Here is a 17849-nt window from a genome sequence, read left to right as displayed (position 1 = left end):
TTGGTGGTTTTGTTGTTTTTTGTTGTTTGTGTGTTTGTGTTGTTGTTGTGCGGGCGGTTTGTCACCCACCACAACTCCATGATCGACGAGACGGCGCGGGGTTGACGTGCTGAGCGGGGTCAGGCCAGGTCGGGATCATGGGTGTGTTGGACGCCGCCAACAGGTCGACCGGTCGTGCCGGGCCGCCGTCCGTCCAGGTGGCGCGCTATCCCGCCAGCTTGGCGCGGTACGCGGCGGACGCCCACGGCACCGCCAGTTCGCTCGGCAGCGCACCCCGCTCGGCCGCCCGGCGCAGCACGTCGACGACGCCCCGCAGGTGGCGGACCCGCTCCCCGCCCTCGCCGAGGGTGGTCACCAGGTCGCCGTCGAGCAGCCGGGGCTCCGGCGCGGGCCGCAACGCGTCCAGCAGCGCGGTGAACGGCGCGGTCCGGGCCAGCGGTGCGATGAGCGGCACGCCGGCCGGGTCGGCCCGGTGGGCGAGCAGGTTCTCCAGCAGCCCCAGCAGCCCCAGCAGCCCCAGCAGCCCCGGCACCCGGCGGGTCACCACGTACCCGGGCAGGCGCAGCCGATCGGTCGGGTACTCCAGCACCGCCTGCCCCGTCGTACCGGTCACCACCACCTCGCCCGCCACGAACTCCTCGGCGGCCAGGGTCACCGCCACCAGCATCGGCGGGCCGGCGCGAAACAGCACCCGCAACACCGCGGTGTCCTCCACCTCGATCGGGCGCACCCGGTAGTCGACCAACCGCAGTCGACCGGCGGCGTGCAGGGGCGCGATCACCCGCCGGTGCCAGCGACCGTGCCCGTTCGCCCCGATCACCGCCACCCGGGGCGGTGGCGCGCCCCCGGTCACCGCCGACCGGCCCGTGTCGGCCCGGTCACCGGGCACCGGACAGGGTGACCTCGACGCCGTGCCGGTCCAGCGCGGCCAGCCAGGCGATCACGTCGGCGCGGACCTCGTCGTCCTCGGCCACCTCCACCGGGATGACGTCGCGCAGCGCGAACACCGCGTCGACCGCGCCCGCCGGGCTCTGCACCCCGCCGTCCAGCGCGGCCCGGATCGGCCCGGCCAGCGGGTCCTGGAACGGCAACGGCCGGCCGTCGTCGGCGTACCCGAGCGCGAAGCGCAACCAGGACGCCACGACCAGCGCGCCCCAGCGCGCGGAGCGCCCGGCCGCGCGCAGGTCGGCGATGGTGTGCAGGACGCGCTGTGGCAGCTTCTGCGAGCCGTCGATCGCCACCTGGAGGGTGCGGTGGTGGATCGCCGGGTTGCCGAACCGGGCGAGGGCCTGCTCGCCGTAGTCGACCACCCGGACCCCGTCCGGCGGGGTGAAGCTGGCCGCCACGTCCTCGGCGATCAGCCGACGCAGCACGTCGACCAGGTGCGGGATCTCCAACGCGTCGGCGATCGTCTCCCGGCCGGCCAACGCCCCGAGGTACGCGATGGCCGAGTGCACTCCGTTGAGGGCGCGCAGCTTCAACCGTTCCCACGGGCCGGCGTCGTCGGTGAGCACCGCCCCGGCGTGTTCCCAGCCCGGCCGGCCACCGGGGAAGTCGTCCTCGATCACCCACTGCGCGTACGGCTCGGCGGCCACCGCGGCCAGGTCGGTCACGCCGAGCGCCCACCGGGCCGCCTCGATCGTCTCCGGGGTGCTGGCCGGCACGATCCGGTCCACCATGGTGCCCGGACAGGTGACGTTGCCGGCCACCCACTCGACCAGCCCGGCGGGCACACCGCGGGCCCGGTCGACCGCCTGGTCGAGCATGCCGCGCAGTCGTCGACCGTTGGCCGGCAGGTTGTCGCAGCTGACCAGGGCCACCGGCCCGGCGTCCGCGGCGGCCCGGGCGGCCAGCCCGCGCAGCAGCAGCCCCGGCACCGTGGTCGGGGGTCCGCCGCCGGCCAGGTCCGCGGCGAGCGCCGCGTCCGGGGACAGCTGACCGGTCACCGGGTCGAGTTGGTACGCCTTCTCGGTGACGGTCAGGGTCACCACCCGGACCGCCGGGTCGGCGAGCAGCGCCACCACGGCGTCCGGGTCGCTGGGTGCGTGCCGGACGCCGCTCAGGGCGCCGACCACCCGGGTGGCGCTGCCGGCGGCGGAGAGGGCGCTGACGCTGAACAGGTTGTCCTGTGCGGCGATCGCCTCGACCATGGCGGTGCTGCGCGGGGCGACGGCCACGATGCCCCAGTCACCGCCGGCCGCGCCGACCGCCGCCTCGGTGTAGACGGCCTGGTGGGCGCGGTGGAACGCGCCCAACCCCAGGTGCACGACGCCGGTCGGCACGGTGCCCGGCCGGATCAGCGGGCGGGCCTCGGCGGGCAGCCGGCGCAGCATGCCCAGGCCGAGCCGGGAGGCCCCGACGGTCACCGCCATGCCGGACCGTCCGGGAAGCGGAACTGCGCGATCGACGTGGGCTTCATGGTGGCGCTGTAACCGGGTCGCTCGGGCAGCAGGTAGCGGCCACCGCGGGTCCGCACCGGATCGACGAAGTGCTCGTGCAGGTGGTCGACGTACTCGATCATCCGCCCGTCCAGGGCGGTGCCCACCCGCAGGTAGTCGAAGATCGCCAGGTGCTGGACGTACTCGCAGAGGCCGACGCCGCCGGCGTGCGGGCAGACCGGCACGCCGAACTTCGCCGCCAGCAGCAGTTCGGCCAGGACCTCGTTGACGCCACCGACCCGGCAGGCGTCGATCTGCATCACCCCGATCGCCTCGGCCTGCAACAACTGCTTGAAGATCACCCGGTTGGCGGCCACCTCGCCGGTGGCCACCCGACACCGACCGGCGGTCAGCTCGGTCACCGCGCGGGCGATCCGAGCGTGCCCGAGGATGTCGTCGGCGTGGGTGGGCTCCTCGATCCAGTACGGGTCGACCTCGACCAGCGCCGTCATCGCGGTGATCGCCTCGTCCACGTCCCAGACCTGGTTGGCGTCCATCATCAACAGCGCGTCCGGGCCGATCTCCTCCCGGATGATCCGGGCCCGCCGCACATCGCCGGCGAGTGGGCCGCCGACCTTCATCTTCATCGCCCGCCAGCCGTCGGCGTACGCCTGCCGGGTCAGTGCCCGCACCTTGTCGTCGGGGTAGCCGAGCCACCCGACCGAGGTGGTGTACGACGGGAAGCCGTCGCGTTCGAGGATGGCCAACCGGTCGGCCAGGCCGTCGCGCCCCTTGTCCAGGATGGCGGTCGCCTCGTCCGGGGTGAGCGCGTCGCTGATGTGCCGGAAGTCGACGCTGGCGACGAGGTCCTCGGTGGGCAGGTCGGCGAGGAACCGCCACATCGGCTTGCCGGCGAGGGTGGCTCGCAGGTCCCAGACGGCGTTGACCAGCGCACCGGTCGCCATGTGGATGACGCCCTTCTCCGGGCCCAGCCAGCGCAACTGCACGTCGGCGCTGAGCGAGCGCCAGAACGCGACCGGCTCGGCCGCGATCTCCTCGATCGTGCGACCCCGCACGTGATGCGCCAGGGCGCGCACCGCCGCGCAGGTGATCTCGTTGCCCCGGCCGTTGGTGAAGGTGAACCCGGCGCCGGTCGGGCCGGCGTCGGTGCCCAACTCCACGTACGTCGCCGAGTAGTCGCCCCGGTTGATCGCGTCGGACCCGTCGCCCCGGGCGGCGGTCGGGAACCGCACGTCGTGCACGTCCACGGACGTGATGGTCGTGGTCACTGGGCCTGCCCTTCGAAGTTGAAGACCCGCTTCGGTAGCCGGTACGCCAGGTCGACGATGGTCTCGGCCGCCTCGTCCATCGGCAGTCGGTGCTCGGCGACCAGCCGGGCCAGGAAGCCGGCGTCCACCCGACGGGCCACGTCGTGACGGACCGGAATGGAACAGAACGCCCGGGTGTCGTCGACGAACCCGGTGGTGTTGTAGAAGCCGGCGCTCTCGGTGACCGCTTCCCGGAACCGACGCAACACCTCCGGGGAGTCCAGGAACCACCACGGAGCGCCGAGCAGCAGCGCGGCGTACCCGCCCGCGAGGGGCGCCAGCTCGCGGGTGAAGGTGTCCTCGTCGAGGGTGTAGAGCACCACCCGCAGCCGGGGGTCGTTGCCGTAGCGCTCCAGCAGCGGGGCGAGCGCGTGCACGTACTCGGTGGCCTGCGGGACGTCGCCGCCGACGTCGCGGCCGTGCCGGGCGTGCAGCCACCGGTTGTGGTTGCGCACCGCGCCGGGGTGCAGCTGCATGACCAGACCGTCGTCGAGCGACATCCGGGCGAACTCCACCAGCATGTGCGCCCGGAACGCCTCCGCGTCGGCGGCGTCGGCCTCGCCGCGCCGGCCCCGGTCGTAGAGCCGCTCGGCCTCGGCCGGCGTCAGGTCCAGGGTACGCGCGGTGGGGTGGCCGTGGTCGGAGGAGGTTGCGCCGGCGGCGATGAACGCGGCGCGGCGGGCCCGCAGCGCGGCCAGATAGCCGGCGTACGTGCCGGTGTCCTCGCCGGCCCGCTCGCCGAGCCGGTCCACATTCGTCGACCAGCCCTCGAACTCCATGTCCACCACGTCGTCCGGGCGGAACGTGGTGACCACCCGGCCGCCCGGCCCGCCCCACCCGTCGGCGGCGAGCGTGGCGTGCTGCCCGAGGTCGTCCAGCGGCGACTCGGTGGTCGCCAGGACCTCGATGTTGAACCGCTCGAACAGCGCCCGGGGCCGGAAGTCCGGCTCGGCGAGCCGGGCCGCGATCTCGTCGTAGAGGGCGTCGGCGGTGCCCGGACCGAGCGGAGTGTGCACCCCGAACACGGTGCGGAAGGTCTGCTCAAGCCAGAGTCGCGACGGGGTGCCCCGGAACAGGTGCCAGTGCGCGGCGAAGCGTCGCCAGATCACCCGACCGTCGGTCTCCACCGGGCTGCCGTCGCGGGTCGGCACCCCCAGGTCCGCCGGGGGTACGCCCTGACTGAGCAGCATCCGGGTCAGGTAGTGGTCGGGCACGATGAGCAGCTGCGCCGGGTCCGGGAAGGGGCGGTCCTCGGCGAGCAGGGCCGGGTCGACGTGCCCGTGCGGCGAGATGATGGGTTGCTCCGCCGCCAGGGCGTACAGCTCGCGGGCCAGCGCGCGTTGGCCCGGTTCGGGTGGCAGGAGCAGGTCGGAGTGGTCGAACGTGGGCACGGGGTGGGGCTCCTCGTCTGGGATCAGCGGGGGGTGAGCAGGTCGGCGACGCGGACGGTTTGACCGGTCTCAAAGGACCGGTTGGCGGCCAGGCCGGTGAGCAGGGCCAACGCGCTCCTTGTCGAGCATGGCCGCGAAGTCGCCGGCCGGGTAGGTGGGCACCGGGCGGTGACCCAGCTCGGCCAGCCAGCGGTTGTGCGCGTCCATCCGGGCCTGGTTGACGTCGGCGAAGGCGACCAACTCGGTGGTGTCGGCGTGGTCGAGCACCAGCGCCCGGACGAACATCTCGGCCCGCGCGCCGGTGCCCAGGACGGCGTACCGGGTTCGTCCGGCGGCTCTGGGTGACATGGGGTCGCCTCCCGTGATTCTGCAAAGGTTTGCAATGAAGTAATCACGGTCGATCCGATCTCGTCAACGGCGTCGATGGGATCGAGAGTAAATGTCAGTGTTTGCGAGGCGCCAATTCACCAAGAGGAGTCTGGATGCAGCGGAGCCGTAACCATTGACCGTTGACAGTGGAGCAACCGTTTGCATTAATGGGCCACACCCACGTGACCGCCGCCACATCGGACGAAAGGGCCGCAGTGCCAGTCACCATCCGGGACGTCGCCCGGGCGTCCGGCGTGCACATCTCCACCGTGTCCCGCACCTTCTCGGCTCCGCACCTGGTCAACCCGGAGACCCGGGTACGCGTGCTGGCGTGCGCGGAGGATCTGGGCTACCGGCCGAACCGCGCCGCCCGGGCCCTGATCACCGGTCGGACGCACAACATCGGGCTGATCATCGCGGACATCGCGAACCCGTTCTTCCCGCCGCTGATCAAGGCCGCCGAGAGTCAGGCCCGGCACCGCGACTACCACGTCTTCGTGGCCGACACCAACGAGGACCCGACCGCCGAGGAGGAACTGGTCCACGCACTGGCCAAACAGGTGGACGGGGTGCTGCTGTGCAGCCCGCGGATGAGCAACAGCCTGATCGAGCAGCTCAGCCGTGAGGTGCCGCTGGTGGTGGTCAACCGTCAGGTGACCGGCCTGCCCTGCGTGCTGATGGACGTCGGGCAGGGCGCCCGCTCGGCCATCGAGCACCTGGTCGGCCTGGGGCACCGCAGCATCGCGCTGCTCGGCGGCCCGCGCAGCTCGTGGACCAACCGGGAGATGCGCCGTGCCGCCGGCGTGGCCGCCCGGGCCGGTGGTGCGGAGCTGACCCTGCTGGGTCCGAACGCGCCCACCGAGATCGGCGGCTCCGCCGTCGCCGAGCAGGTGCGGCGCAGCGGCGTGTCGGCCGTGCTCGCCTACAACGACCTGATGGCGATCGGCCTGATCGAAGGGCTGGACGCGCTCGGGGTCGGGGTGCCGCAGGAGGTGAGCGTCGTCGGGGTCGACGACATCACCCTGAGTCGGCTGACCCGACCCAAACTGACGACGGTGGCCACGCCCACCGGGGCCGCCGGCCGGACGGCCGTCGACATGCTGCTGCAACAGGACATCGAGTCACCGCGAGGCGCGCGGGGGCCCGGTGCCGGCACGGCGCTCGGCGTCCGTCGTACCACGGCACAGGTAATGCTCCAGACCGACCTGGTCATCCGCGACTCGACCGGCCCGGGCACGCACGCCCGACCGGCACGTCCCCTGGCCGCGCCGCCTGGCCCGGACCCGCATTGCCCTGCGGGCACGGGCATCCCGACCGCGGCCACCGGTGACGCCGTCGTCTCCTAATGCCGAGGAGTGAGCGCACATGCACCCCGCAACGCCCCCCACCACTGACGCGCCCGTCGGGCGCACTGACCGTACCCCGCTACCTCGGCGGCGCCTGCTGCGCGGCCTGCTCGCCATGACGGTCGCGGCGCCGCTGGGTCTGGGCCAACCAGATGCCCGACCTGAAGAAGAACACCAAGGACGAGCTGGGCGTGATTCCCTACCCCGGTGACCCGAGTGCGCAGTGGGCCCGGGCATCGATGTACTGGTCGGTGTTCCAGGGCAGCAAGAACAAGGACGTCGCGGCCGACGTGATCAATTTCCTGAGCAACGACCCGGCGGCGGTCAAGCTGCTCGGCACCGACCGGGGCCTGCCGTCCAACCTGGACCTGCGCCGGGTGGTCAGCGACGACACCACCGACCCGGCCATGAAGCAGTCCATCGCCGTCGAGGCCGAGCTGACCGAGAAGTTCGGCGAGTCGCCGCAGGTGCCGATCAAGGGACACAGCCCGATAGGCCGCAGGCCCCCGACCCGCTCAGATTGACCATGAAGTTGTTGCCACGACACGCCGGGCGCAGTGGCAACAACTTCATGGTCAACGCGGCGGTAGGGCGGCGGTGACGCGGATGGCCTTGACGATCGCCGGGATCGAGCCGATCAGCAGCACCAGCCCCCAGATGATCGCGATGATCGCGAAGACCAGCGCCGCCACGTCGTCGACGATGCTGACCAGGATCACCGGCACCAGGTTGTGCAGGAACTCCAGCACGACCGTGCACAGTAGCGTGGTGAGGATCAGCAGGACGAGGCCCTTGTTCTGCAGGAAGCGCGGCTGGGCCAGCACCAGCATCCCGGCCCACACCAACTTCAGCAGCAGCACTAGCCCGAGCAGCACCGCCGCCTCACCGACCGGGAAGAACCCCCACAACGCCAGGTACGCCAGGGTGCCGAAGGGGACGGCCAGGAAGAGCGACACCATGATGGACAGCTCCACGAACGCGATCACCAGCGCGACCAGCCCGGCGATGATCAGGATGATCGAGAAGATCAGGCTGGCGACGCCCTGCACCCGACCCTGAACCCGTTCGGGCAACAGCAGGCCCAGGCAGAACAGCCCGGTGCTCCAGACCGCCACCGCGTCGATCAACGCGAGGTAACCGGTGCCCCGGCCGGACGGCTCGCTGACCCCGGACACGTCGTCAATCTCCACGTCCAGCGCCCCGGCGCTGTCCGCGAGAGCCGCACCGGCGTCGGCACCGCCGAGCAGCAGCCCCGCCCCCAACTCCACCCCGATCGCCAGGACGATGGCGAGCATGGCCAGCAGCAGGAACGGCTTGCGCAGGTCACCCACGGCGACACCTTCCTCTCAGCCCGGGTCGGGTCAGGATGTGGCCACGACGACCGTGCAGCCGCCCAGGCCGGGGCAGACCAGGCCCACCTCGGTGGCCTGGTCGACGGCGACCTTCGCCACCGCGCCGGTGCCGTCCGTCGCCGGCTCGACCTCGTCGCGGATGGTGAGGTCGGCGTCGCCGGGTGCCGGGGCGACGACCGTGAACCGCGCCGGGCTGCGCAGCACCAGGGTGCGCAGCCCGCCGGGGTCGGCGACCCGCAGCACGCAGCTGCCGGCGAAGACCAGCCGGCCGGGCTCCTCGACGCAGTCCGCGCTGACCGTCGCCGGATCCACCGTGGAACGCTCGCCGCCCAGCGCACCCAACCGGTCGACCAACCCGTGCCGGGCGCCCGGGTCGCCCCGGTCGTCGCGGCCGGCCCCGATCGCGACCGTGAACAGCGCGACCAGCAGGACGGCGAACAGGCCCAGCAGTGCCTTCTGCCGCCCACTCATCGGGCCACGGGCTGCGCCACGATCTCGGTGAACCGGATCTGGTCGACGCCGGCGAAGTAGCGGTTGGTGCCCTGTGTCTTGCCGACCACCAGCAGGGTCACCTGGTGCGGACCCTTGGTCAGCCGGACCGTGCCGACGTCCAGGAACTCCGTCTTGCGGACGGTCGGGGTGAAACCGAGGAACGCCCCGCCGACCTGGTTGCCGTCGACGGCGAAGAGGGTGTTGGCGTAGTCGAACGAGGTGGTGCGCACCGCGGCGAACCGCCAGGTGCCGTCCGCCGGGATCTGCACCGTCACGGTCACCTGGTCGCCGATCGCCAGCCCCTGGAAGAACAGCTGCTTGTCCCCGGACCAGGTCACCCCGCAGCAGTTGGGCTGCGCCTCCACCTTCGCCCCGCTCTTCGCCGGGGAGTCCACCACCGCGCCCTCCACCAGGCTCTCCGCCTCGAGGGTGACCACCCGCGGCTCGCCGGGGGCCGGCTCGCCGTCGCGGGTCAGCAACACCACCCCCACGGCGACCACCACCAGCACCAACGCCGCCGCCGCGGCGATCCACAACCAGGGGGTACGTCGTGGCGGCGCGACCGCCCGCACCTCGTAGGTGACCCGGCCGCTGGAGCGGGAACTCTCCTCCGGGGCGGTGTTCGCCGAGTACGCGAACCCGGTCATGTCGTAGCGCCGGGGCGGGGTGCCGGCCGGCACGGCGAGCTTGACCAGGAACGACACCGAGCCCTGGCCGGGTACCACCCGCTGTGGTTCGGCGACGGTGAACCACGCCCGCTGGGAGCCGTCACCGGGTGCCACGTCGAACACCACCGTGTCCGGCGCGTTGCCCGGGTTGGAGACGGTGAAGGTCAGCTCGCCGCTGTTGCGCGGATCGAGGGTGAACTGCTCGGCGGCGGCGACGACCGCCCACTCGGTGGTCATGACGACTCCTCTTCCAGGACGATCTCGACGGTGGTCGAGGCGGGTTTCTCCGCCTCGACGATGCGGGTGATCACGGGGAGCTGGCCGGCCGCGGCGACGGGTACCCGCACCACGACGTGGAAGGGCCGCTCGGCGGGTTCGTCGATCGCGAAGCCCGTGATCCCGGTGGCCAGCTCCAAAGCTCTGCGCATCCCGTACGGGGTGCCGCGCCAGCGGGCCAACAGGGCGGCGTTGGCCACCAGGTCACGCAGCCGACCCACCGGCAGCGGCAGCGGGGCGTCCGGCCGGGGCGAGGCCACCACGTGGTCCATCGCCACCCAGCGGGTCAGCCGCACGACCAGTGCGTCCGGTGCCCGGTACGGGTCGAACAGCGCGTCCACCTCGGCGAGGATCGCCTCGTCCGGGGCGTGCAGCCCCTCCATCACGTCCAGCAGCGCCCAGAGCACGCTGCCCGGCACGCAGGCCCGCTGGTAGGCGGCGGGCAGCAGCCGTTCAATCGCCGAGCGTCGCATCTTGGCGCACCACCTCGATGTCGTGCTCGCCGGAGCAGAGCAGCCAGGTGTCCGGGACGGTCACCACGTCGGCGGTGGCCTGGTTGGCGCTGGGCGTCCAGGTGACGGCGTCGGCGCTGCGGTGCACACCGCGCTCACCGCTGGCCAGGATCAGCCGCTCCGCCACGCCGGCGCCGCCGACGGCCGTGCCCCCGGGTGCCGTGCCGCCGGGTGCCGGGCCGCCGGGTGTCGGGCCGCTCACCGCGATGGCGTCGACCGGCACGAACCGGGTCCGGTCCCGCAACGGCAACCCGCAGTTGACCGACACGGACTGCCACTGCGGTTGGGTGGCCAGGGTGTCCAGCCGCAGCACTCCGCCGCTCTGCGTGGCCGCCACCGCCTGCTGGCCGGCGAACGCGAGGTCCCGGCAGGTGCCGCCGATCCAACCGGCCTGCATCGCCTGCCACTTCACGTCGGACTCGAACAACCGGGTGCGGTGGCAGCCCTGGCCGGGCTTCTTCGGGTCCGGCTCGCCGGCGCCGCTCCACAGCAGGGTGGCCGGGCCGTCGTACTGCACGGCGAGGACCCGGTTGTCCACGTTGGCCAGACCGACGTGGGTGAAACTGCCCGGCCGGCCACCGCTGGTCGACAGGTACACCCCGAAGCTGGCCTGCGCGGCCACCGCGACGCCCGGCGCGCCGCGCTCGGAGACGAACGCGCGGACCGCGTAGAAACCCCGGTCGGCGTCGGACGGGTCGACCAGGATCTGCAACGGCACCGCCCCGGGCAGCAGCGACACCTCGTACAGGCCGGTGTCGGTGGCCACCAGCAGCGCGCCCGCGCCGTCGCGATCCAGCCAGGCCACGTCGGAGATCCGCGAGTCGAGGTCGGTGAGCAGCGACCACGTCTCGCCCAGGTCCGTGCTCAGGTGCACCCGGGAGCCGCCCGAGGCGCGCAGCGTCACCACGGCCACCGAGCCGGCACGCGCGACGATGCCCGGCCGTACCGGCGCGGGCGCGGGCGCCACCCGCAGCACCGTCTCGCCGTCGAAGCGGCCGGCCGGTTCCCAACCCGTGCCGCCGTTGCTGGAACGGAACAGCACCGGACCGCTCCCGGCGTACCAGGTGCGCGGCTGGTACTGGTCGACGGCGAGGGCACGGACGTCGGCGTCGGGCGCCTCGTCGACAACGAACCGCACCGACTCGACGTAGCGCACCCCCGGCTCGGCGTGCTCCAGCAGCCGGTACACGTTGGACGCCCGCAGCGGCTCGCCGAACGGCCAACCGGTCGGGTTGAGCGCCGTGGGCAGCGGGCTCAACGTCTGGTGCAGCCGGTCGTGGATGCGGCGCCGGACCGCGTCCACGTCCTCCTCGCGGCGGACCACCACCCGGGCGCGTACCGAGACCGCCTTGAACCGCGCCCAACTGGCCCGGGAGCGGATGCCGACCATCCGACGTTCCTCCAGGTCCGCCTCGACCCGGTGGCGCGCCTCGGGCACCTCGTGCTCGCGCAGCACCGCCACCGGCAGCCGACCGCCCGGACGGGCCGCCTCCGGCACGTACGGCACCAGCACCACCTCGACCTCACCCGGCCGGGCGAAGCTGTACACCGCCGCGCGGGTGAACGCCCGCGCCCGCGCCACCGCGCCGGAACTGGTGGCCAGCACCTCGAAGTCGCGGGCGGTGACCGCCCGCTGCTGGGCGAAGAACTCGTACGGGCCGCGCAGCAGCACCGACTCCAGCGCCTCCATCTCCCGGCCGCCGGCCGCCGGGGTGGGGTTGTCGACGCGTACCCCGGGCAGTGGGTCGCGCAGGCTGGTCAGCGTGCCCGCCGCCACGTTGCCGGTGGGCCCGCCACCGGCGCGGTACCAGAGCCGGATCTGCCGACCGGCCGGCGGCACGGCCGCCACGGTCACCGGCGGCACGGCCGCCACGGTCACCGGCGGCACGGCCGCCACGGTCACCGACGTCGCCCCGACCGGCGCGGGCCCGCCGTCGGGGGCCGGCCCGGCCGGGGGTCGCAGGTCGAGGGCCGGGGCGAAGGTGACGGTGCCCGAGCAGCGGTCGACCAGGTACGCCTTGGCCTGCGGGCCGAGCCCGGCGAAGCTGTCCACCGGTTGCCAGATTTCGAACGTGCGACCGTCGTGCTCGCGGGCCGCCGCGCCCAGCTCGACCGTGCCGGCCGGCACCTCCACCCCGAGCAGCAGGTCCAGCGCCTCGGCCGTGTGCGTCAGCGGGGCGTGCGCCGCGCGCAGTACCTGCCCCGGCTGGCCGGTGCCCACGCCGAGCAGTTCCGCCTCGACCGGTTCGCAGTGGTGCATCCGTACCGTCACCGACGTCTCGTCGGCGGGCAGCAGCGTCGGCTCGGTGGTGACGAACAGGACCGGCCGGGGGTCCGCGCCCCGGGCCGCCGCGACCCGCAGCCCGGCCGGGATCCGGACCGCGCCGCGGTCGGTGCCGGTGCGGGTGAACCGGACGTCCGCCCAGGCCGCGGTCGGTGCGTGCCGGGTGACGCCGAGCAGGTTCAGGAACGAGACGTACGCCTTCTCCGGCAACTGGTTCAGCCGGTAGATCATCACCTCGGTGAGGTGCGCGAACGTCTCCACCAGCGCCATCCCGGGGTCGTGCGCCGACAGGTCGGTCCACGCCGGGCAGGACTGCCGGATCCGTTCCCGGGCCTCGGTGACCAGGTCGAGAAAGCCGCGATCGTCCAGGTGCGGCACGGGCAGGGTCATGACGGTCCTCCCTGAGCGGGCTCGTCGGCCGGGAGTAGGTCCACCGAGAAGATCAGCTGCCCGGGTGTCAGGCTGGCCCGCACCCGGTAGTCCAACCGGATCACCAACCGCCACGCGTCGTCCGGGTCCGGCCCGGCGTCCACGTCGATCACCTCGACCCGCGGCTCCCACCGGGCGATGGCCTGCCGGACGTAGTGGATGGCCAGACCGGCCGTGGTGTCGTCGTTGGGCGCGAAGACCAACCGGTGCAGCCGGGAGCCGTACCCGGGGCGCATCAGCCGCTCGCCCGGGGTGGTGGACAGGAGCAGGAACAGCGCCTGCCGTACGCTCTCGTCGCCCTCGGTCATCGCCAGGCCGCCGGCCGCGGTGAGCGCCAACCCGCCGCTACGGCCGGCGTCGAAGCCGGCGCCGACGAACCGGAAGGCCCTCATCGGTCCGCTCCCAGGAACGCTTGGCGGGGGTCGCGCACGGTGTGCTTGACCAGCCCCGGCGGGGTGCCGTTGGTGAACCCCTCCAGGTGCGACAGCACCACCCGGTGCCCGTCGACCCGGACCCAGTCGCTGTAGCCGACCCGGACGGTCAACGTCTGCGTGCACGGCTTGATGGTCGGGCCGTAGTTCGGACAGGCGACGATCTTGCGTCCCTCCGGGTCGTCGTCGACCAGCACGGGCACCCCGGCGACGGTCACCCACTGCCGTGAGGGTCGGTTCTCGACCCGGCCGTCGTGATCACAGGTGATCACGGAGTCACGGTGGATCCAGCGCATCAGCCGCCTCCTTCGTGGTGGGCGCGGGCGAGCGAACGGGCCTGCTCCGCCGCGGTGGTCGGGTCCTCGGTCGACTCGGCGTGCAGGAAGTCCACGTTGCGGGCGCGCACCACCATGGCCCGGCCGGGTGCGGAGAGCACCAGGTCGGACGCCGCGTGCAGGGTGGCCAGGTCGGGCGTCAACTCGAGGAAACTGCCGCCGTCGGTGGCCAACCGCAGGCTGCGCCGCACGTCGTCGACGACGATCGACTGGCCGCCGGCGGTGCGCATCGTCCAGCGGCGGGCCTTGCCGTCGTCGATGCCCGCGTCGTACGGCTCGACGGCGCCGAACAGTGAACCGAGCACGATGCCCGAGGCCGGTTCGCCGCCGGGCAGCACCACCAGCACGGTGTCGTCCGGATCGGGAAGCGCCACCAGACCCTTGCCCGGCCCGGCACCGGGGCAGAGCACGGCGAGCCACCCGGCGTCCAGGTCCCCGTACGCCGGCAGGGTCAGCCGGACCCGGCCCAGCCCGTCCGGGTCGGCGACATCGGTGACGCTGCCGAGGGTGACCACCGCGCCGCCGGTCGGGGCCGCCGGGGCGGCCGGCGGCACGGTGGAGAAGCGGGTCAGGTGCCCGTTGCCGTCCACGGTGTGCACCACCTCGGTCAGCACGTACGCCCCGGCGACCGGGTCGGGCACCCCGCCCAGGTCGAGGCGTCGCCCCGGTCGCAGCGCCGGATCGCCCTCGGCCACCCCCTCGGCCGTCACCAGCGTCGCGGCGCGGATGTCCAGGCGCGCCTGGGCCAGCGCCGCCAACTCGTCGTCACTGCGGCCGGGCTGGTCCACGGCGGTGCGAACCCCACCGGCACCCACGTCGGCCGGGTCCGGGCGGTCGTCGGCGGGCCGGCCGCAGCGCGCCTCGTCGGCCTGCTGGCTGATCACCTCGGCCCGTTGCGGGTGCCAGCCGAGCGCCGCGCTGGCACCGCTGGCCTGGTCGGTGTTGGTGGACAACCGCAGGGTGTGTACCCCCGCGCCGAGCGTCACCGCGACCGGCTCCCCGTAGCCGGCGAGGGTGATCAGCCGGACGCCGTCGCCGTCGGTGGCCAGGTGCAGCCCGGCCCGGCCGGCCACCTCGCGTAGCAGATCCAGATCGCTGTGCCGGTGCTGGAGCAGCCGCTCCAGCCGGGGGCCGTCGACCTCCGCCGTCACCGCCAGTCCCACCGCGCCGCACAGCTCCCGGGCCAACTCCACCGCGGTCACCGACGTGAACACCCGCAACCCCTGCCGCTTGCGCAACCGGTGCAGCGGGTCGTACGCGCGTAGCCGCAGGACCGCCACCCCGTCGGCGGCGTACTCCACCTCCACGCAGGTGACCTCACCGGTGAACAGGGCGTCCGGGTGGTCGGCGAGCCGGACGTCGAGCGCCGCGCCGGGGCGTACCGCCGGGTCGAACGCGCCGGTCCCGGCGGTGGTGGCGAGCACCAGCTCGGCCTGGGTGGGCTGGTCGAGCCGGGCCGCCACCCGCAGCGAGCGGATCCGCTGACGGGCCGGGCCGACCAGCTCGGCGCCGTCGAGCCGGACGATCAACGCGCGGGGCGCGACGCTGGTCACGGCGTACCCCCGGGGGTGCCGGACCCGCTCGGGCCCGTGCCGGTCGGGGCAGTGGTCGCGCCCCACGGTCCGGGCGCGCCGGCGAGCGCGGAGTCCACGTACGACGCTCCCGCGCCCACGGCACCGGCCACCGCCCGAGCCGTCCCGGTCAGTGCGCCGGCCGCCCCGCCGCCGGTGCCGGCGGCCGGCGGAACGGCGAGGGTGGTGCCCGCCGGCACGGCCAGGGGATCGGTGATCCGGTTGTGTTCGGCCAGCAGGCGCCAGCGCAGCGGTGAGCCGAGCGCGTCGTTGGCCAGCAGGTCGAAGCGCACACCGGAACGACCCGGCTCGGCCGCCCCGTCGCCGGCGGCGATCACCGCGCTGCCGGGCGCGGCGGTCGGGGTGCTCGCGGCGGCCAACTCCTCGGCGAAGCCGGCCTCGGCCTGATCGGCTGACTCGGCGGCGCGGACCAGCTTGAGCCGCAGCCAGGACCGTCGCGGTGACCCGGTGCCGGTGAACGCGTCGAACCGTTCCGCCACCGCGATGATCACGCCGGGCACGTTCCAGGTCTTGCCCCAGACCAACCGGACCAGCGGCGGTCGCAGCCAACCGTGCTCGGCCGTGGAGTTCTCCGCCAGCATCCACAGCGGACGGGTGAGCACCCGGACGTCGGCCGGACGAAGCTGCGCGTCCACGAAGTCGACGTCGAAGAGCAGGTCGAGCACCAACTCGGTACGGCCACCGCCGGTGAAGACCAGCGGGTCGTCGGCCAGGCCGGACCCGGTGAGCTGCCCGCCGCCGGCCCCCCGCTGGCGGACGCCGGCGAGCCGGGTCACCTGCACGGTCTCCGGGTTGAGCAGGCAGTCCACCCGAACGCCTGAGGAGTCGATGAGGAAGGCGACGCGTTCCATCAGTCACCCGCCTGTTCTCGGTCCAGCCGGGTCGGCTGGGCGGCGTCCAGCGGCGCGCCGGTGACCGACCACAGGGCGGTGTCATCGGGCAGCGCCGGCCACGGGTCGAGCGCTGTGGCGTCAGGCTGGAACAGTCCGCTCTCCGGCCCTCGCCCGCCGCCCGGATCGCGGTGCGCCGCGCCGATCCAGCCCGCACCTGCGGCCCTCGCGGTCGGACCGTTGCGATGCCCGGTGTGGTATCCGGCCCGATCCCCAACCTGCTGCCGTGCCCGATCGTCCGGAAGGGCCGGCCACCGGCCGCCGTCAGCCGCCGCCACCTCGCCCCCGACCGGCCTCCGGTCCGGCCCGCTGACGTCGGCGAAGTCAGTCGTGGACCTTGGAAGGAAAGTGCCCCTGGAGGGGCCGAAATCTTCCAAGATCTCGGTGGGGGTTGGGTAGGTTGACTGCCCGATTCGGGGCAGCTCACTCGGGTCAGCGGGCGGACGGGCGTCGCGGGCCGGCCCGGTCGCCGCGATCCGTCCGGATGGTGGGCGCAGGCGCCAACCGTCCAACAGCCGACCGGGCGGACGTCGGTCCGCATCCGATGCGAGGGGTGCCTCGGCGGTCGACGCGACCTCGGAGGCGTCGCTGCTGCCCCGTGGGCTGGCGCCGCTGGTCCCTGGGCTGCCGGACCGGTCGGTTGCGCTCGACGGGTACACCGACCTCCCGGTTCCGCCCGTGGAGCGCGACCCGTCCGGTCGTGCGCCCCCGCTCACCACCTCCGGTCCGTCGACGCCGTACGCCGCGCCCACCGTTGCGTCGTTACCCACCGTGCCGTGCGTGGCGGGCGCCGCACTACCACGCCCGTCGGAGTGCGCGGTCAGGTCAGGTCCCCTCATGCTGGTCGCGCGGCCGGGCCGCTCCACCGTGCCGGTGGCGCGGCGACCCACAGTGCCGGGGGTACGGCGACCACCCGCGCTGGGGGCAGGCCGACCCACCGGGTCGTCGGGGAGCCCGGCGCCCTCCCCGACGGGCTGAGTCGGTCGGGTTGTTGCGGTCCACCGGTTCGGCCCGTCCTGATCGACGCGGTCGCCGAAGCCGGGCCCGCCGGCGGGGTCATCGGGCCTCTCCGCCGGTTCAGCTGCGCGTGGATCGAGGTCCAGGTCGTGCAGCAGGCCGGGCGCGTGGTTGGCGACCAGGTCCAGCCAGTGCTGCGGAGGCTCCCCGAAGCGGCGCGGAGTCGCTACGGGCACGCCCACCGGCGGCGGCGCGGGCAACTGTCCGGCGGGCTCGACCCGCCCGGCGAGGCGCTGCACCGCCCCGGCCGCGGAACGCAACCGGTCAGCCAGCCAGCTACGCGGGTGTCGGCGCGGTGGCACCGCCGGTCTCCAACTCCAGGCCCTCGTAGCGCAGGGTCAGCGAGGCGATGGCGATCTCGTGGCTGAGGGTGTTGAGGTGCGCGCCACGCCACCGGGTCGGCCAGGCGTCGATCAGGTTCCAGCGCAGCACCTCGGCCGTCCCGACCGAGTCGAGCAGCACCACGGAGACGTTGCGACGGTTGAGGGTGCCCTGGGCGGTGGCGTTCACCCAGTCCCACAACTCGCGGGAGGCGGTGAGGCCGAAGTGCAGCGTCACCGGCTCGTACTCGGCCTGACCGGGCACCATCCGCATCCGGCCCAGGCCGTGCTCCCGGTACGGCTGCCCGGGGATGTTCACCTCCAACCCGGTCATCTCGGTGAAGTGGCCGTTGGTGACGCCGTTGATGAGCAGTCGGAAGTTGTACGCCCGATACGGGTCGACCGGGGCGCCGGGCTGCGGGGTCGCGGTGGTGGGCAT

General features: G+C 73.5%; 17 protein-coding genes and 1 pseudogene. 2 read left to right on the top strand and 16 right to left on the bottom strand.

From position 1 onward, the window contains the following. Nucleotides 1-205: 205 nt before the first annotated feature. From ACIBF8_RS09800 to ACIBF8_RS09780, 5 genes are all read right to left on the bottom strand, one after another. Complete coding sequence (locus ACIBF8_RS09800) at nucleotides 206-889, bottom strand: hypothetical protein (protein WP_396782014.1); 684 nt, start codon at nucleotides 887-889, stop codon at nucleotides 206-208. Continuing rightward, nucleotides 879-2372, bottom strand: coding sequence for a mannitol dehydrogenase family protein (locus ACIBF8_RS09795; protein WP_396782013.1), 1494 nt, complete (start codon nucleotides 2370-2372; stop codon nucleotides 879-881). Before ACIBF8_RS09795 ends, ACIBF8_RS09800 begins: the two co-directional genes overlap by 11 nt. Beyond that, a complete protein-coding gene (locus ACIBF8_RS09790; protein WP_396782012.1) occupies nucleotides 2363-3667 on the bottom strand; it encodes an enolase C-terminal domain-like protein in 1305 nt (434 codons plus the stop codon). The genes ACIBF8_RS09795 and ACIBF8_RS09790 overlap by 10 nt, the downstream gene beginning before the upstream one ends. Further along, entirely contained in the window at nucleotides 3664-5097 is a 1434-nt protein-coding gene (uxaC, locus tag ACIBF8_RS09785; RefSeq protein WP_396782010.1) for a glucuronate isomerase, read from the bottom strand. The genes ACIBF8_RS09790 and uxaC overlap by 4 nt, the downstream gene beginning before the upstream one ends. Before the next feature lie 69 nt (nucleotides 5098-5166). Next, a complete protein-coding gene (locus tag ACIBF8_RS09780; RefSeq protein ID WP_396782009.1) occupies nucleotides 5167-5445 on the bottom strand; it encodes a hypothetical protein in 279 nt (92 codons plus the stop codon). A gap of 236 nt (nucleotides 5446-5681) precedes the next feature. Between ACIBF8_RS09780 and ACIBF8_RS09775 the strand changes: the two genes are divergently transcribed. Together ACIBF8_RS09775 and ACIBF8_RS09770 are read left to right on the top strand one after the other, a co-directional pair. Continuing rightward, a complete protein-coding gene (locus ACIBF8_RS09775) occupies nucleotides 5682-6812 on the top strand; it encodes a LacI family DNA-binding transcriptional regulator (protein ID WP_396782008.1) in 1131 nt (376 codons plus the stop codon). Nucleotides 6813-6931: 119 nt separating this feature from the next. Further along, a pseudogene (locus ACIBF8_RS09770) lies at nucleotides 6932-7306 on the top strand (ABC transporter substrate-binding protein); the annotation flags it as partial. 81 nt (nucleotides 7307-7387) lie between these two features. On the opposite strand, the gene ACIBF8_RS09765 reads toward ACIBF8_RS09770, so the two are convergent. The 11 genes from ACIBF8_RS09765 to ACIBF8_RS09715 are packed head-to-tail and all read right to left on the bottom strand — an operon-like array spanning nucleotide 7388 to nucleotide 17849. Continuing rightward, nucleotides 7388-8143, bottom strand: coding sequence for a hypothetical protein (locus ACIBF8_RS09765; protein WP_396782007.1), 756 nt, complete (start codon nucleotides 8141-8143; stop codon nucleotides 7388-7390). A gap of 30 nt (nucleotides 8144-8173) precedes the next feature. Continuing rightward, nucleotides 8174-8635: a hypothetical protein gene (locus ACIBF8_RS09760; RefSeq protein WP_396782006.1), complete on the bottom strand. Its 462-nt coding sequence runs from the start codon at nucleotides 8633-8635 to the stop codon at nucleotides 8174-8176. Continuing rightward, nucleotides 8632-9561, bottom strand: coding sequence for a hypothetical protein (locus tag ACIBF8_RS09755; RefSeq protein WP_396782004.1), 930 nt, complete (start codon nucleotides 9559-9561; stop codon nucleotides 8632-8634). Before ACIBF8_RS09755 ends, ACIBF8_RS09760 begins: the two co-directional genes overlap by 4 nt. Further along, on the bottom strand, nucleotides 9558-10073 hold the full coding sequence (locus ACIBF8_RS09750) for a phage tail protein (RefSeq protein WP_396782003.1): 516 nt from the start codon (nucleotides 10071-10073) through the stop codon (nucleotides 9558-9560). Before ACIBF8_RS09750 ends, ACIBF8_RS09755 begins: the two co-directional genes overlap by 4 nt. Then, complete coding sequence (locus ACIBF8_RS09745) at nucleotides 10054-12786, bottom strand: putative baseplate assembly protein (protein WP_396782001.1); 2733 nt, start codon at nucleotides 12784-12786, stop codon at nucleotides 10054-10056. The genes ACIBF8_RS09750 and ACIBF8_RS09745 overlap by 20 nt, the downstream gene beginning before the upstream one ends. Beyond that, on the bottom strand, nucleotides 12783-13217 hold the full coding sequence (locus tag ACIBF8_RS09740; RefSeq protein WP_396781999.1) for a GPW/gp25 family protein: 435 nt from the start codon (nucleotides 13215-13217) through the stop codon (nucleotides 12783-12785). Before ACIBF8_RS09740 ends, ACIBF8_RS09745 begins: the two co-directional genes overlap by 4 nt. Continuing rightward, entirely contained in the window at nucleotides 13214-13552 is a 339-nt protein-coding gene (locus ACIBF8_RS09735; RefSeq protein WP_396781997.1) for a hypothetical protein, read from the bottom strand. The genes ACIBF8_RS09740 and ACIBF8_RS09735 overlap by 4 nt, the downstream gene beginning before the upstream one ends. Beyond that, on the bottom strand, nucleotides 13552-15144 hold the full coding sequence (locus tag ACIBF8_RS09730; RefSeq protein WP_396781996.1) for a contractile injection system protein, VgrG/Pvc8 family: 1593 nt from the start codon (nucleotides 15142-15144) through the stop codon (nucleotides 13552-13554). Before ACIBF8_RS09730 ends, ACIBF8_RS09735 begins: the two co-directional genes overlap by 1 nt. Next, nucleotides 15141-16034, bottom strand: a complete 894-nt coding sequence (locus tag ACIBF8_RS09725) for a hypothetical protein (RefSeq protein ID WP_396781995.1) — start codon at nucleotides 16032-16034, stop codon at nucleotides 15141-15143. Before ACIBF8_RS09725 ends, ACIBF8_RS09730 begins: the two co-directional genes overlap by 4 nt. Then, nucleotides 16034-17392 (bottom strand): hypothetical protein, encoded by a 1359-nt coding sequence (locus ACIBF8_RS09720; RefSeq protein ID WP_396781994.1) that lies wholly within the window; start codon nucleotides 17390-17392, stop codon nucleotides 16034-16036. The genes ACIBF8_RS09725 and ACIBF8_RS09720 overlap by 1 nt, the downstream gene beginning before the upstream one ends. Beyond that, a complete protein-coding gene (locus tag ACIBF8_RS09715) occupies nucleotides 17367-17849 on the bottom strand; it encodes a phage tail protein (protein ID WP_030327509.1) in 483 nt (160 codons plus the stop codon). The genes ACIBF8_RS09720 and ACIBF8_RS09715 overlap by 26 nt, the downstream gene beginning before the upstream one ends.

It is taken from the genome of Micromonospora sp. NPDC050276 (genome assembly GCF_044459545.1).
GTDB lineage: Bacteria > Actinomycetota > Actinomycetes > Mycobacteriales > Micromonosporaceae > Micromonospora.
The sequence above is the reverse complement of the archived record's forward strand: the minus strand, read 5'-3'. Positions and strand labels throughout refer to the sequence as shown.